The organism is Bacillus sp. N447-1 (assembly GCF_022701035.1).
In the GTDB taxonomy this organism is placed as follows: domain Bacteria; phylum Bacillota; class Bacilli; order Bacillales; family Bacillaceae_G; genus Bacillus_A; species Bacillus_A cereus.
This window is the reverse complement of the sequence record NZ_CP065509.1, coordinates 605025-621827: the sequence shown is the minus strand read 5'-3', so window position 1 is coordinate 621827 and position 16803 is coordinate 605025. Positions and strand designations below refer to the sequence as shown.

The following is a 16803-nucleotide window of genomic DNA, read 5'->3' as shown; positions in this document are numbered from 1 at the left end:
ACTAGTCGAAATTAGCAGTGAAAGCTATTATGTAACAAATGTAATGATTCTTGAAATAGGGATATACGTGTAATTTAGGGAGAAAATTACATATATCATGTGGAGAGACAACGTAATAATAGAAGATAAGAAAAGTGAATAAGTGATTGTAAACAATGGATTGTTGGACGACTATGTTTTATGTTATTCGTTTAAATCTGATACTTGGCACACTATTGCTTTTAAGAAGGTAATAGTAATAAAGAAATTTTAAAATGATAGAAGTAGTAAAGGGGATAAGAGAAATGAAAAAAATATTTAGTGTGCTTTTAGTGTTATTCTTAACATTTTCTACATGGTCTAGTGTATTAGTAAAGGCAGATTCACCATCTAAAGGTACTTTAACGATTCATAAGTATGAACAAGAAAAAGATGGAGCGCAGGGACTAGAAGGTGACGGTTCTGCAAATCAAGAGGTGCCAAAAGATGTGAAACCATTAAAAGGTGTAACGTTTGAAGTGAAAAGGGTTGCTTCTTTTGAAAAAATTTCAAACGATGGGAAAATCGTGAAAGAAGACGTGAAACCTGTAATGGGAGCCACTCCAAATCAAGTAGTAACAGATGATAACGGACAAGCTGTATTAAAAGATCTTCCGCTAGGACGTTATGAGGTGAAAGAAGTGGCAGGACCTCCACATGTGAATCTAAATCCCAATACGTATACAGTGGATATCCCATTAACGAATAAAGAGGGTAAGGTGCTAAACTATGATGTTCACATGTATCCCAAAAATGAGATTAAACGTGGTGCAGTGGATTTAATAAAAACTGGTGTAAATGAAAAAGCATTAGCAGGTGCAGTATTCTCTTTATTTAAAAAAGACGGTACAGAAGTGAAAAAAGAGTTAGCAACAGATGCTAATGGCCATATCCGAGTGCAAGGATTGGAGTATGGAGAATACTATTTCCAAGAAACAAAAGCTCCGAAAGGCTATGTAATAGATCCAACTAAACGTGAGTTTTTTGTTAAGAACTCCGGAACAATTAATGAAGATGGAACTATTACTTCTGGTACAGTAGTTAAAATAGAAGTGAAAAACAATGAAGAACCAACAATTGATAAAAAAATTAACGGAAAATTGGAAGCGTTACCAATAAATCCGTTAACTAATTATAATTATGATATTAAAACATTAATTCCAGAAGACATTAAGGAATACAAAAAATATGTGGTAACAGATACTTTGGATAATCGTTTAGTGATTCAAGGAAAGCCAATCGTGAAAATTGATGGAGCAGAAGTAAATGCAAACGTTGTTGAGGTAGCTATAGAAGGTCAAAAAGTAACAGCTACAGTAAAAGATTTCACAAAATTAGATGGTAAAAAAGAATTTCATTTGCAAATTAAATCCCAAGTAAAAGAAGGAGTACCATCTGGTTCGGAAATTTTAAATACAGCAAAAATACATTTTACAAATAAAAATGATGTAATTGGAGAAAAGGAATCTAAACCTGTAGTTGTTATTCCGACAACTGGAATAATTGAGTTAACAAAAATTGATAGTGCTAATAAGAATAAATTAAAAGGTGCAGAGTTTGTACTTAAAGATAATAATGGAAAAATAGTTGTCGTAGCAGGAAAAGAAGTAACAGGTGTATCAGATGAAAATGGTGTTATTAAATGGTCTAACATTCCATATGGAGACTATCAAATTTTTGAAACGAAAGCACCGACATATACAAAAGAAGATGGTACAAAAACTTCTTATCAATTATTAAAAGACCCCATTGATGTAAAGATTAGCGAAAATAATCAAACGGTTAAATTAACGATAGAAAATAATAAAAGTGGATGGATTCTTCCGGTAACGGGTGGTATAGGAACGACTCTTTTTACTGTAATAGGCCTTACTTTAATGCTTACAGCGGCATTTGTTTTCTTTAGAAAAAAGTTTGCTAGAAATTAAGATTTTAGGAACATGTAACCATATGAAAAGAGGAGAAGCAAAATGCTTCCCTCTTTTCGATATTTAAGCATATACAGAGGTGGAAATATGAAACGAAATCTTGTTTTGGGAGGTATTTTTTTATTTGGATTAGGTATTTTTTTATATCCTACTATTAGTAATTGGTTGGCGACCCGTGCACATTATTCTGAGATTAGCTCTTACGATAAGAAGATTAAAGCATTACAAAAGAAAGAAGTCGAACGTAGGGAAAAAGAAGCAGCCGAATATAATAAACAAGTTCAAACTTCTGCGAAAACATTTACAGATCCATTTTCTGAAAAAAAAGTAATCATCAAGCGTATGCTGATGCGTTAAATTTAGGAGATGTAATGGGGTATATTGAAATATCGAAAATTAATATAAAACTGCCAATCTATCAAGGGACCTCTGAGGAAGTATTGAGTCGCGGGATAGGTCATTTAGATTTTTCTTCGCTCCCGGTAGGTGGAGAAAATACGCACACTATTTTAACAGGGCATCGTGGTTTACCATCAGCAAAATTATTTACAGATTTAGATAAGTTGAGCAAAGGAGATCTTTTTTATCTTCATTCTTTAGACAAAGTTCTTGCTTATAAAGTAGATCAAATTAAAGTAGTGTTACCACACGAAACGGACGATCTACAAATTGTACAAAATAAAGATTATACAACTTTAATTACGTGTACGCCTTATGGAATAAACACCAATAGATTGCTAGTTCGAGGTGAGCGTGTGGAGTTAAACGAGAAAGAAAAACAAAAAGTGAGTACAGAGATAGTTATATTTAATAAGTGGACTGTAATAGTTACAATCCTATTGTTATGTGTGTTTCTAGTCGAAATTTATAAGAAAAGGTTTACTTGATAGAATGTATGTATTTATCCTGTATTAATGGGAAGTGGGACCGGAAATTCAAAGATAAGTAAAGAAGGTATATAGGAGATGAAGTAAATCATCATTAATAAAAATTTCATTTTATTCGACTATAGAAAAAATACGGTAAAGGTGGGAACAAAGGAATTGAGGCTACGATTAAAGCTGGTAAGTATTCATTTTATTGTTTTGTTAATGTTAAGTGTAAGTTTTGTCGTATATGTACCAAAAGAAGCATATGGATCCACGACTAACTTAGAAGGTCTAGGAGATATATCGCGTTATAATGCTGTTGTCTTTGGTAACCATAAAGCAATAGGTGGCGACATTGAAGGAGCAATTGCAGTTCAAGGTGATATGGATGCATCGGGGTATACGATTGTAGGTGCTGCAGCGGGAACATCTAATATAGTAGGTGAAAAATGGGGTGATGAGGGATATCCGTCCTTGTTATTTTCTGGAAAATTTAAGAAATCAAGAGAAGAATCTTTTATCATTCAAAACGGAATAGTCGTAATGACAAAAGAGAGTGATCCAGATCGCATCATACAATCCTCTTATGATCGTATCGTTTATAAAGAAAAACTAGAAATTGACGCGAAATTTAATGAATTTCGCAATATAGTGAACCAAGTCAGTAAAAATGCAGGTCAATATAAAACGAATACCCCAATTCCAAATATGAGTCATGGAATCGGAAAAGATATAAACAATCCTAATATTTATGTTTCATCAGAATTGACAGGGAAAATTAATTTAGATATAAGAGATGTATTTTTACCAAATGCTAAGGACAAAGATTTTATTGTTATGTATTCGGATGCAACAGAGGTTACATTTAAAAATGGGTCTATTCTATATGACACGAACAATATTGGAAGGGCTACAGATATAGTTCCTACATCACAACCATATTCTCCTAATTCCCCGTTTACTGAGCTATATGGGAAAGTGATTTGGGTTTTTCCAAATGCGAAAAAAATTATAACAGAGGGATATGGTGTCGTTGGTAGTGTGTTTGCCCCCAATGCTGTATTAGAAACAAAAGGCGGTTCGATTAATGGACAAGCATTTGTCGGTGCGGTACAACAAACTGGTGGATTTGAATTTCACAATTTCAAATTTAACTGGCAACATTGGAACAAGCCTAGTACAGGAAAAGTAAAAATAAAAAAGGTTGATAGTAATAATGATAATAAAAAATTGGAGGGAGCAAAGTTTAAAATTGAAGATTCAAAAGGAAAAATAGTTGGAGAACTAGTAACAAATGAAGAAGGGGAAGCGATATCAAAAGACTTACCAATAGGAAATTATACTTTAGTGGAAAAAGAAGCACCTAAAGGTTACGAATTATTAAAAGATAACATAACTGTAAAAATAGAAAAAGATGCAGTAGTAGAAATTAAAATAGGAAATAAGAAATTGCCAGATCCAATGGGGAAAATGAAGCTTGTGAAAGTAGACATAAGTGATAAAAATAAAAAGCTAGCAGGAGCAAAGTTTAAAATTGAAGATTCAAAAGGAAAAATAGTTGGAGAACTAGTAACAAATGAAGAAGGAGAAGCGATATCAAAAGACTTACCAATAGGAAACTATACCGTAGTGGAAGTAGAAGCACCTAAAGGTTACGAATTATTAAAAGATAACATAACTGTAAAAATAGAAAAAGATGCAGTAGTAGAAATTAAAATAGGAAATAAGAAATTGCCAGATCCAATGGGGAAAATGAAGCTTGTGAAAGTAGACATAAGTGATAAAAATAAAAAACTAGCAAGGGCAAAGTTTCATATAGAAGATTCAAAAGGAAAAATAGTTGGAGAACTAGTAACAAATGAAGAAGGAGAAGTAATATCAAAAGACTTACCAATAGGAAACTATACCTTAGTGGAAGTAGAAGCACCTAAAGGTTACGAATTATTAAAAGAAAAAATAACTGTAAAAATAGAAAAAGATGCAGTAGTAGAAATTAAAATAGGAAATAAGAAATTGCCAGATCCGACTGGGCAATTTGAAATTGAAAAAGTTGATGATATGGATAGTGAATTAAAGCTAAAAGGCGCTGTATTTCAAGTGTTAGATAAAGAAGGGAAAGAAGTTAGTAGATTAATAACGGATGAAAAAGGAAAGGTGATTTCCAACCAATTAGCAATTGGAAAGTATACGATTAAAGAAATAAAAGCACCGAACGGATACATGTTACTTAGAGATCCAATAGAAATAGAAATTACAGAAGCAGTAAAGACACAAAAAATAACAGTGAAAAATGCGAAGAATAATTGGGTAATTCCTAATACTGGTGGGAGTGGAACAACAATTTTTTACGTAATTGGTATTATGCTAATGTTTGCTGTGCTATATTTCTATAAGAAAAATCGTATATTATGAACTAATTTTATAGAGTTAGACAGATCGTTGCGTTAGAGAGTTTTTAGGACATGAGTTCGGTATTGTACTGGACTCATGTTACTAAATTTGTTGAAGGAGGAAGGATAATAGTAAACATAGAATATGTTAATGAATTAAAATATTCAAGAGGTGAACATGGTGGCAATAAAACAAGACGAAATTAAAGTAGTTGTCGGAGCTGGAGTGTTTAATAATAATCCAGGTTGGATTCAAACGCAAGAAGATGAACTTAACTTACTAGATAAAGCTACGTGGGAAGGAAGATTTGAATACAACTCTATTTCAGCTATTTTAGCTGAGCATGTATGGGAACACCTTACTTTTGAAGAAGGTGTAAGAGCAGCTGAAATTTGTTATGAATTTTTAAAACCATCTGGTCATATTCGGTGCGGAGTCCCTGATGCATTCTTTCAGGATGAGGCATATCAAAATATAGTTCAAATAGGGGGCCCCGGTCCGAAAGATCATCCAGCAGCAAGTCATAAAATCGTTCATAATTATATAACATTAACGAAAATGTTTGAAACTGCTGGATTCGAGGTAGTTTTACTTGAATATTGTGATGAAAATGGTCGGTTTTATTACAACGAATGGGATGCAAACGACGGTGTTATTTTCCGTTCGAAAAGGTATGATTCTAGAAATAAAGGCGATAAACTTGGTTTTCCATCGCTAATTGTCGATGCGATTAAGCGCTAATCATTCAACAAAAAAGGAGTTAATCCTATGATTTCATAAGTCGCAAATGCGGCTTTTTTATTTGTACATAAATCTATATTTAATTTTCAATATTATATAATTCGATTTAGAAAATATTTAAGTTTTTCTCAGCACCATTCACTTTAAATTAACACTTCGTTGACATAAATATTTATTTTATATTTATATTCGTGTAAAATGAAATGGGAACATATATTCTATATAAGGAGACAATCAAAATGATAGCTGAAATTAGGAAACTAACTGATGGATATATTGTAAAATTTGAACGCCAATTTCCATATACGGCAGAAGAAGTTTGGTCTGTATTAACAGAAAACAGTAAGCTGAAAAAATGGATGCCCAATTTACAGATTGAAAGCCTTAAAACTGCTGGAATAATAAAGTTCGACATGATGGACGGTTCATTCATAAATATTGATATTTTAGAGTGTCAACTAAACTCAGTACTTGAATTTACTTGGGATAAAGACCGTGTCAGATTTGAAATACATAATGAGGAAAATGGTACCCTTTTACTTCTTAAAGAGTACATTCATGAATTAACAGATCATACACCGAGAGATGTAGCTGGTTGGCATATTTGTTTAAATCTTTTTTCTTTCGTTTTAGAAGGAGAAGAGAAAGAATTTTCTAAAGATGAATGGCAACAGTGGTTTGAAATATACAAGGATAAGATTCATGAAGTGAGAGGATAATTGCATAATAGATAATATTCATTATGTAATTATTATATTGTAAAAATGCTTTTGTGAATAAATAAGAATAGAGGTTAATATGAAAGTAAATCAATTAATTGCTAATAACATAAATAAATTAGATGCAACTATACCGTTTAATAAATCGTTTGGAATTGCTGGTTTATCTGGATCGGGTAAAACAACTTTTTGCCAAACAATTGGTGAAGAATCAAAAAAACGATTAGTTTCTTTATTACCAAAGGCTGAATATCAATATTTATTTCCTAACATTATGGAAACAAATTTTAGTGCCATTAAGATGGAAGAAATGCCTTTAGTACTTTTTCTAGGAAAATCATCGATTTCGTCTAATCCGCGTTCAACGATTGGTACTCATACTGGTGTTTTTACAGAGGTTCGGGAAAAACTTGCTGAAGTATTTAATCTTTCTCCAGAGGTCTTTTCATTTAATAATCAATTAGGCTGGTGTACTGGTTGTAAAGGCCGTGGTACTACAAAAAATGTTGAGTGTAAAAAATGTAAGGGAAAACGTTATAGTGAAGAAATTGAACAACATGAAATTGATTTGTTGGCCAAGCCACATTCAATTTCAAATATTAATGATTTAAGTGTTGAATCTATTCTTTCACTAGCAAAAGAATTGAATATTAGTGAAGAAAAACAGCATATACTGCAAAATATTATTAATATGAACATTGGTTATTTAACATTAAATCGAATTATGGGTACGTTGTCAGGTGGAGAGTTAACACGACTTTATTTGGCTGAATTCATGGCAGTAAGTGAAAATGCTGTAATTATTATTGATGAGATTTCAGTTGGACTTGATCATGAAACATTATTACAAATTTTAGAAGAGATTAAACGATTAGGGTGTAAAAATCAAATTTGGCTTATTGATCATTCAGATACAGTACTAGATACATCTGATGAGCAATTGTTCTTTGGACCTGGTAGCGGAAAATATGGCGGGAAAATTGTGGAAGAATCACCAAGACCAAAGTCAATACTGTGGGATCGAAATAAAGAAATACCAACAGAATTTTATACATTCTATGATTTATATTGCCGTAATATCCAAATAGCTGAGTTTCAAATTCCTAAAAACAGGCTTGTAACAGTTACAGGAGAATCAGGATGTGGGAAATCTACACTTGTCAACGAATGTCTAGCTACAGATTTTTTGAAACGATATCCAAAAGATAAATTAGTTATGGTAGGACAAGACCGAAATCAATCAATTACAAGTCGATCAACTGTAGCAACTTTCCTAGATATTAAAAAGAAACTGACAAAGTATAGTGAAGACATTGATGATATTTTTGAGCGCTCGATTGAGGATATTATTGATGAACTTCCAAATGAAGATATCGCTTATAAACGTTTGAGCCTACTAATTAAATTAGGACTTGGCTATTTAACATTAGAGAGAAAAACACAAACATTATCGACAGGTGAGTTTCAATGTGTTCATTTAGTTTCGGAATTATTTGCAAACACTAGAAATCCACATACATTATTCATTTTTGATGAGCCTTCAAAAGGTTTATCACAAAATATTTTAAATCAATTTATCGATAGTATTAGAGGTATTCTGCAAGATGAATCAGTTTCTATCATTATGATTGAGCATAATCGTTACATGTTAGAAAGCTCTGATTATATAGTTGATTTTGGAAAAAGGCAGAATGAATCTGTAGAGCATTTGGATGTTGTTAATCATGAGGATTACTATCGTCAAAAAAGTAATGTGAATAGCACAAAGAAAATAAATATCTCTTCAATGCTTAAGCAGAAAAAAGGAGTTCACTATTTAGAAGAAAATCATATTAACTATTTTAAAAATGCCGAAAATGTTTATAAGGGCGGTATTTTAAAAAGTTTATCATCAATGGCTAGGTTAATTTATGGTGAATATGAATCTGATACAATCGCACCTGTTATTGCTATTGATCTTGAAAGACATTTATATAGTCAATATAGTTTCTTATATGAGATTGGTGGATTAATTAATCATATTGTAGCTGCTCATCCAATTAATAAAGATACGAGAAGTTTTGATTTCTATTCACAGGACAATCATTGTCCATCTTGTTCTGGACGTCTTCAAATTGAAGTTTTTGATAAAGATATTGCCATTCAAGATAAAAGTGTTCCATTTTGGGATGGGCTATTCGATCCAGAAATCATGAAGGTATTAAAATTTTATCAGCATGAAAAAATAGAATTTCTATTCGAAGAAATAAAAAATGAGCTTGGTCACGATTTGTCAAAGAGCTATAATGATATGTCAGAAGAAGAAAAGCATACGTTTTGGTACGGATATTTTGAAAAATCATTTTATGATAAAAAAGGAAAGACACGTAGAACATGGGTAGGGTTTAATACAATTATTGGTGGGTATATTGTTATTTCAAAAGCACCTATTAAAGAAGAAATTAAGAGTTCAAAAAAAATGATGAAATGTCCAATTTGTGAGGGGACGGTTTTAAATCATCATAAACCACTTAAATTTGGTAACGTAGATATTCGTGAAATAATCAATCAGCCTATTAATAAAGTATTGAAAACAGTTGGTGATTTACCGGCACTTGTTACATTGAAGTCTATTGTTGGTGGCGATATGGTATTGACAGAAGATGTTTCTTTATTGCCAAGAAAAGCACAAGTTGCACTGAAGATGTTTGAATTAGAACAAGCAAGCTTTTCAAACTATGAAATGGTGTTACAAAATGTCTTACCATTCTGGAACGAAATAAAAGGAAATATCGAATCCATTAGTGTTAATAATCAAGTAACTGTTTGTGATTTCCCTAATGTTTATGAAACGAGAGAAACCATTATAGATAAGTATTTCACAAATGGTAAATATAAAAAACTTACGTATGTATACGAAGCGTTTGGATACAAAAAATTAGTTACCCAAATTAATAAAATTAAAAAGAGTAATCCATGTCCATTTTGTAAAGGTAAGAAAGTGATAACCGAAGATAATCTACATGATGGTGTCTTTAAACTAACAATTCCATGTGTAACTTGTAATGCAAGTGGTATTAATGACGAAGGGTTAAAAGAAGTTGTTGAGGGCGTGGATGTACAAACGTGGTTAACTGGAAAAGTAAGTGATGTTGTGAATGAAAGCTTATTAACAGAAGCTGTTGGACAAATACCAATTTTTAATCGCATACGTGAGTTGGATAAACGAGATATGATAGCGGTTTATGAATGTCTTGAGAAAAATAACTAGTGATGGATTTGTCAATTGCAGTAGTCATAAAAACAGGAATATAGGTTTTTAATTATATAAATATAACATGTTAAATTGTTATTTAAATCGTTAAAAATAGTTGACCCTCACACAATGTCATTGTTTAAGATAAAGTTGAGCTTCAAAGTAGATGTAACTTATAGGAGGAAATCATGTTTAAAATAGGGGATTTTTCAAAACTATCTTCCATTAGTATACGAATGTTGAGACACTACGATAAAGTGGAATTACTACAACCAGTAAAAGTCGATGAGCAGAGTGGATATCGATTTTATTCAGCAGACCAATTAAAAAAAGTAAATCAAATTCAAACGTTAAAAGCTATGGGGTTTAATATTGCTACCATCAAAGAAATAATAGAATGCGATAATATAGATACCATAAAAGAGCAATTTTTAAATCGTAGTGCTCAAATTAAAGAAGACATGAATAACCTCCAAAAACAATTACGTCTCCTCGAAGACTCAATGAAAACGATGAGAGAGGATGTTGTTGAGATGAATTATCATGTTTCAATAAAAGAAATTCCAGAAAGAACTGTAGCTAGTGTTAGAAAGATTATTCCATCGTATAATTGCGAAGGTGATTTATGGAGTGTATTAATGCAAGAAATTCAAATGAAAAATATTAGTATTGCCCAACCGAGTTATAGTATTGCGGTTTTCCATGATCATGAATACAAAGAAAATGATGTAGATATAGAAATACAGCTAAGTATTCTAGGTAAGCACGAAAATACAAAAGACGTTACATTTAAAAATATGGAATCGACTAATGTAGCTTCTATAACAGTTAATGGAAGTTATGAACAGATGACAGCTGTAAATGAGGCTGCGGCAAAATGGATTGAGACAGAGGGTTACAAATTAGCAGGCCCGATGTTTAATATTTATCATGTGAGCCCAGCGATGGAATTGGATCCTAATAAGTGGGTTACAGAAGTTTGTTATCCAATAAACAAATAAGTAATAAAAAAAGGCATGTTTTATGCCTTTTTTTATTTTGTTAATATCTCAAAATGTATAATTTTTCCTCTTTGCAGTTTTCGTATCGGACTACATAAGGCAATAAAGACTTCAATTATTTTAGTAAAAGCAGCTAAAGCAAATATAAATACAGGATTGTAGGCTGAAATAATTCCACCTACTAATGCCCCCAATGGCATAGATAATCGTGTAAGTACACGAGAAAAACCTAAAACACGTCCTTGCAAATTGGATGGAACAGTTTCCTGCCGAATTGATGTAACAATCGTATTCCATGTGATATTACATGTCATCGCGATTCCGAAAGCAATTCCAGGAGCAAGCCAATATGTACTCCATAAAGCAAATGTTAATCCAAGCGCTCCAAAAAATAGGAGTAAAGGAATAAGTATACCACGTCGAAATTTCTTTTCTAAAGGAACGGCAATTAAGCTTCCTAAAAGCCCACCTATTCCTATTAAAGTATAATTATAACCACTTTGTGCGGAGGTAAGATTTAATGTCGATAATAAATAATACATAAGTACACCTAAAACAGCACTTGCTCCAAAGTTACCTACCATAGCTTGAAGTGACAAAGCTATATTTAACCGATCATTTATGAGCCATTTAAATCCATCAAACAAATCATTTAGTACATTTTGCAATGTTTTTTTATCAGTATTCTTTTTATTTAAGTTTTTCATAGAAGGTAATATAATCACAGCAATTAATGTAGCAATAAATGAAAGAACATTAATCCAAAGTACTTGAAAGCCGCCAATAAAAGATATGAAAAGCCCAGCTATGATTGGACCAAACAAACTAGCCAATTGATTAACCATTTGATATAAAGAATTAGCCTTCGTTAATGATGCACCTGCGATGTGTGGAATGACTGTAACTGTTGTTACATCAAAAAGCATGGACATAACTGCTAAGATAAAAGTAATTACGTATAAATGCCAGACTTCTAATAGATGTAATGCATGTAGAATTGGTACGAGACTTACTAAAATAATATTGATAATATCCGCCATCCAAAGTAACTTTTTTCGATCATATCGATCAACTAGTACACCAACTAAAGGGCCAAATAAAACGATTGGCAATACGTTAACAGCAAATAAAGAACCCATAATTACAGCTGAACCAGTTAATTGATAGGCAATCCAAGGCAGTGCAAAAGTATATAGTGAATCCCCGATTCGTGAAATGAGTAAACCAAAAATAAAAATCTTGTATTCTTTTGAAAAAGTTGTCTTGACAGTTAATCTTCGTTCTTGTACAAATTTCACAATTATATGACCTCCCTTTTTTATAGAGGAATTTGAAAATAATCCGTCCAATACGTATTAAATATAGAATTCTGTAAGAAGTTGTTGAATCCTACTTTATAATATTGATTTTATATAAAATTGTAGGGAATAGAAATTAGGGCGGTTTTTATGCGAGGAGACGGAATGATTTGAGAACAAAAGGGGTTGCTGGATAAAGAGTTAATCTTATGACCTTTTCCGCAATTATTGTTGTTAGCAGAACTTTTGAAAGAAGATCCTACATTAATATATCCCTTTTTTAGTTAATAATAGCCTCCTTAATACTAGTTAATACAAGGAGGCATTAAATTTTTAATAATTAATGGTATGTGTACCCTCCATCAGGAAATAATACATTACCCGTAGTAAAACTATTTTGCATTAAATATAGGACAGTATGTGCAATTTCATCATTAAATCCAGCTCGTTGTACAAGTGAAAGAGATTTATAAGCTTCGTAAGCAACTAGTCTATTTTCATTTTGTTCATTTTCTCTTTGTATTGTTCCAGGAGAAACCACATTAACTCTAATAGGAGCTAATTCCACAGCTAAAGCCTTCCCTAAACTTTCAATAGCACCATTGCAAGCTCCATAAGCAGGAGCGCCTTTAAGTGGTCTTTGACTAAATGCACCAGACATTAACACAATCGATCCAGAGTTTGAAAGAAAAGGAATTGCATATTTTACGGCATAATATTGAGGCCAAAACTTTCCGATGAAGCTACTTTCAGCAATTTCCTCTGTAGAGGTAATCGGTCCAAGTGTGTAAGAGGCTCCCGGTGTGAATAAATGATCAAAGTTCCCAACTATCTTGAAAAAATTTTGTAATTGCTCTTTATTTTGATTATCCAATATATAAGTTTGAAGATGATTGTTATTTATTACTTCTCGAGCAACTTTTAATTTTTCTTCCGAGCGTCCGGCAATAATAACATGTGCGCCTTGTTTAATTGCTTGTGTTGCTGTTGCTAATCCAATACCAGAACTCCCGCCAATGATAACAATACGGCTATTTTTTAATGTAGTAATAGACATATTTTAGCCACTCCTTTAATAAAAAATTTAGAATATAACTAACTGTGCTATGCTTTTATTATTCGCTAAAAGGGAGCAAGTGAAAAGTACGCACTTTATATGTACATAGTCGCAAATTTCGTACTAATCGCTATACATGCGGATAAGTAATAGGAAAAATTTCTAAATATGGTTTATCCGGCATTCACGGGCAGTAAAACTCTCACCTCAAAGTTAGGAAAATGCAAGGAAGTTAGGTAAGAGATCAATTGCCCGTAAAAGCTCGATTGGTTCAACTAATAATCAGTGTGGGATGAACAAAACCCCCACTGATTAAAGTTTCACTTTATGATATCTGAGGAGAGGTGAGAAAAATGGATTTACAAGAACCGAAGTTAAAAGGGGTAATAGCAACATTACAAATAATCGGTGGGAAATGGAAGTCACTCATTTTGTTTATTTTGCTAACAGATGGAATGAAACGTTTTGGTGAATTAAAGCGATTGATACCAGATATATCTCAAGGGACGTTAGCGAAGCAATTACGTGAATTAGAGCAAGATCAACTAATAAAACGCGAAATTTATCAAGAAATACCACCTAAAGTAGAATATTGCTTAACTGAACATGGAAAAACAGTCAGTACTGTTTTGGATAGTATGTGTAGTTGGGGAAGAGGGCATTTAGAATATATAGATAAAGATAAACCATAAAAATGTTATGTAAACTTTTTGTAGTGTGAAGGGAAATGTTGTTTTAATAATTTGTATTTTATAATATATAATTAAAGAGTGTCGTAGGTTATTATACATATTTAATTTATTTTTACAAAGGGGAAGTAATAAGATGAACGAATTAGAGTATAAAAGCTTCTATGATAAAGTAGGAAGATTAAATGGATGGGATTTTAGCAAAATAAAATGTGAAACTGTAGGAGATACATGGGACTTTTATAGTGAGGTAAAAGAAAGGTGTAAACCATCACATATTTTACTTGATGTTGGTACAGGCGGAGGAGAAAATGTACTTAACATAGCATCATCAGCTAAATTGTTGATTGGAATTGATAATTCTAACGGCATGATTGCAACGGCACATTCTAACTTAAAAAAATCAGGTGTACAAAATGTTGAGTTTCTTCAAATGGGTTCTGAAGCTTTAACATTTCCACATGCACATTTTGATATTGCTTCAAGTTGTCATGCCCCGTTTCTGGCATCTGAGTTAGCGAAAGTAATGAAAAAGGGTGCCTTTTTCTTAACACAACAAGTAAGTGAGAATGATAAATTAAACCTGAAAGAAGCATTTGGTAGAGGACAATGCTTAGGTGAACGGGATGGTACTTTAAAAGAAAATTATATGAATGAACTTATTAGTGCAGGATTTGATCTCGTGCAAGTACGTGAATATGATGTTACTGATTATTACAGTAGGTCTGAAGATCTCATTTTCTTATTAAAACATACCCCTATTATTCCTAGATTCGGAGAACAGGAAGAGGATTTTACTATTTTACAAAAGTTCATTGATACGTATAGTTCTGAAAAAGGGATTCGTACGAATTCAAAAGATTTATGATTATTGCTGTTAAATTATAATGTATTTTAGTGTAAAAGCTGCTTTTCATTTAAAGAAAAGCAGCTTTTGTGTGAAAAGAATACAGGAAATACTTGAAAATAATAGAAATAAATAAAGTGTAAATTAAAAAATCAAAATATGGAGGATAAATGTTTTGAAACGTTACTATATTAGCAATGAAAAAATAAATGTACATATTACTGAATGGGGGAATAATGACAAGCCCGTTATCTTTTGTTTACATGGATTAGGTAGTACGAGTTTAAGTTTTATAGAAATTGCTGAGGAATTAAAAGAAGAGTATAGATTTATCTCCGTTGATGCACCTGGACATGGTAAAACACCGCCATTTGAAAGAACAGAAGATTATGAGATGCACAATTTAGCAAATTGGTTAAATGAAATAATAAATGAATTGAGAATCAAATACTTCTATTTTCTATCACATTCATGGGGAAGTTTTGTAGCGTTATTTTATTTGTTAAATCATCCAGAAAAAGTACAAGGAAGTATTCTTATTGATGGTGGATATCAAACAAAAAGGCTTCGAGAAGAAACGTTGGAAGAAGAAATTGCTTATTATGAAAAGGACTTTGATAAATATGTTTTTAATAATTGGGACGAATTTTTCAAAAGTGAAAAAGAAGCTTATACTAGATGGTCTTCATTGTTAGAAGTTGCTGTAAAGGATCTAGGGATCGAAATGGATAATAAAGTATGGTGGCATGCCAGGGGGAATACAGCTAGTAATATAATAAGAGGTATGCATAAAGATGAAACAATAGATATATATGAGAAGCTACCGGCTAATATTGTATTACTTCGAGCTACAGTCCCACAAGTTTGGGCGGATTATAGAGATAAGACAGTAAATGTTTTTAAAGAGAAAACGGACAGTATAGTAAAAGTAATTCCTGATACTACACACATGTTGCACTGGGATAAACCAGAAATTGTTATAGCGGAAATAAAAAATAATTGGAGCCAACATATTCATACTAAAGTTGTAGTTTCTATATGAAAAATCCATCCTTCCGTTTGATTTTATCTATTTATAAGTGTAATACAATACGAATAGATAATAAGAAATGAGGGGAATGTAAAGTGATTACACATATATCAGATATAAAACTACAAACGGTTTCCATAGAAGGGGTAAAACAAGTTTATAAGGACATATTATCTTTTCCAATAAAAAAAGAAACAGCATCCTTCATTCAATTTGAAGTAACACCTTATACAACAATTAGTTTTCAAGAAGTGTATGAACCAATCGCACCTGCACATTTTGCTTTTGAAATTCCATATTCAAAATTCCATGAAACAGCAAAATGGTTAAAGGACTCTGGATTACTCATTGTAAAATGGCAAAATGGAAATGTAATTGGTGAAGAGAATGGTCTATTCAATTTATACTTTAAAGACGGAGATGGAAATCTACTCGAAATTATCGCACATAGTTATGTTAAAGAGGATGTATTAGTACCACACTCACCTTTAAACATTTTATACGTAAGGGAAATTGGTCTTCCTGTTAAAAGTGTACCTGTTTTTACGGAATGGTTAAAATCAAATCTAAATATGAAAACGATGGAAGATGGGGATATTTTTAACTTTGTTATAGGTGGCACTGCATATATCGTCGCGACTTGGTGGCAGCGACCTTGGATTCCAATCGCGATGAAAGCTCTATCACCGAAAGTATACGTTTCTTTCGGAACACCAGACGTCGCATTTTTACAGCGAATCCAAAATAACTTTAAGAAAAATAGTGTATCATTTGAATGTAAACGTAATGAAGTATCATTTATTGAGCAAGGATATACATTTTCAATTGTGCATACATCTGAGTTTCATTCTGATATTCCTAAACAATTAAACTTACCGCTTTCTATTTAAGGATGAAAAGCGGTAAGTTTTTTGTATATTCGTGAAGAAGGTTTTAGCTAGGGTTACAGTGAATTTAAAGAGAAGTACAAGGTGTTATTT

11 protein-coding genes and 2 pseudogenes are annotated in these 16803 nt (G+C 32.1%); 11 read left to right on the top strand and 2 right to left on the bottom strand.

Going from position 1 to position 16803, the window contains the following annotated elements:
• Positions 1-284: 284 nt before the first annotated feature.
• The 7 genes and pseudogenes from IQ781_RS03150 to IQ781_RS03120 all read left to right on the top strand — a co-directional run bounded on the left by IQ781_RS03150 (position 285) and on the right by IQ781_RS03120 (position 10902).
• Positions 285-1946: an LPXTG cell wall anchor domain-containing protein gene (locus tag IQ781_RS03150; protein WP_000719303.1), complete on the top strand. Its 1662-nt coding sequence runs from the start codon at positions 285-287 to the stop codon at positions 1944-1946.
• 87 nt (positions 1947-2033) lie between these two features.
• Positions 2034-2833, top strand: a pseudogene (locus IQ781_RS03145) (class C sortase).
• Positions 2834-2989: 156 nt separating this feature from the next.
• Positions 2990-5227: an MSCRAMM family protein gene (locus IQ781_RS03140; RefSeq protein WP_065212717.1), complete on the top strand. Its 2238-nt coding sequence runs from the start codon at positions 2990-2992 to the stop codon at positions 5225-5227.
• 156 nt (positions 5228-5383) lie between these two features.
• Complete coding sequence (locus IQ781_RS03135; protein ID WP_000225731.1) at positions 5384-5947, top strand: class I SAM-dependent methyltransferase; 564 nt, start codon at positions 5384-5386, stop codon at positions 5945-5947.
• 239 nt (positions 5948-6186) lie between these two features.
• Positions 6187-6666 (top strand): SRPBCC family protein, encoded by a 480-nt coding sequence (locus IQ781_RS03130; RefSeq protein ID WP_000559863.1) that lies wholly within the window; start codon positions 6187-6189, stop codon positions 6664-6666.
• Between the two features lie 79 nt (positions 6667-6745).
• The gene (locus IQ781_RS03125; protein WP_063219960.1) at positions 6746-9916 is read left to right on the top strand and encodes an ATP-binding cassette domain-containing protein; all 3171 of its coding nucleotides are present in this window, start codon (positions 6746-6748) and stop codon (positions 9914-9916) included.
• 173 nt (positions 9917-10089) lie between these two features.
• Complete coding sequence (locus tag IQ781_RS03120; protein ID WP_000472635.1) at positions 10090-10902, top strand: MerR family transcriptional regulator; 813 nt, start codon at positions 10090-10092, stop codon at positions 10900-10902.
• A gap of 32 nt (positions 10903-10934) precedes the next feature.
• Here the strand turns inward: IQ781_RS03120 and IQ781_RS03115 are convergent, their stop codons facing one another.
• Together IQ781_RS03115 and IQ781_RS03110 are read right to left on the bottom strand one after the other, a co-directional pair.
• A complete protein-coding gene (locus tag IQ781_RS03115) occupies positions 10935-12200 on the bottom strand; it encodes an MFS transporter (RefSeq protein ID WP_139846808.1) in 1266 nt (421 codons plus the stop codon).
• Positions 12201-12540: 340 nt separating this feature from the next.
• On the bottom strand, positions 12541-13257 hold the full coding sequence (locus IQ781_RS03110) for an SDR family oxidoreductase (RefSeq protein WP_000029108.1): 717 nt from the start codon (positions 13255-13257) through the stop codon (positions 12541-12543).
• A gap of 353 nt (positions 13258-13610) precedes the next feature.
• Between IQ781_RS03110 and IQ781_RS03105 the strand changes: the two genes are divergently transcribed.
• The 4 genes and pseudogenes from IQ781_RS03105 (at position 13611) to IQ781_RS03090 (ending at position 16713) form a co-directional block, all read left to right on the top strand.
• Positions 13611-13949: a winged helix-turn-helix transcriptional regulator gene (locus IQ781_RS03105; protein WP_000365536.1), complete on the top strand. Its 339-nt coding sequence runs from the start codon at positions 13611-13613 to the stop codon at positions 13947-13949.
• A 133-nt stretch (positions 13950-14082) separates the two neighbouring features.
• Positions 14083-14834 (top strand): annotated as a pseudogene (locus tag IQ781_RS03100) (class I SAM-dependent methyltransferase).
• Positions 14835-14968: 134 nt separating this feature from the next.
• On the top strand, positions 14969-15835 hold the full coding sequence (locus tag IQ781_RS03095) for an alpha/beta fold hydrolase (protein ID WP_139846807.1): 867 nt from the start codon (positions 14969-14971) through the stop codon (positions 15833-15835).
• Positions 15836-15918: 83 nt separating this feature from the next.
• The gene (locus IQ781_RS03090) at positions 15919-16713 is read left to right on the top strand and encodes a VOC family protein (RefSeq protein ID WP_000627924.1); all 795 of its coding nucleotides are present in this window, start codon (positions 15919-15921) and stop codon (positions 16711-16713) included.
• Positions 16714-16803: the final 90 nt, after the last annotated feature.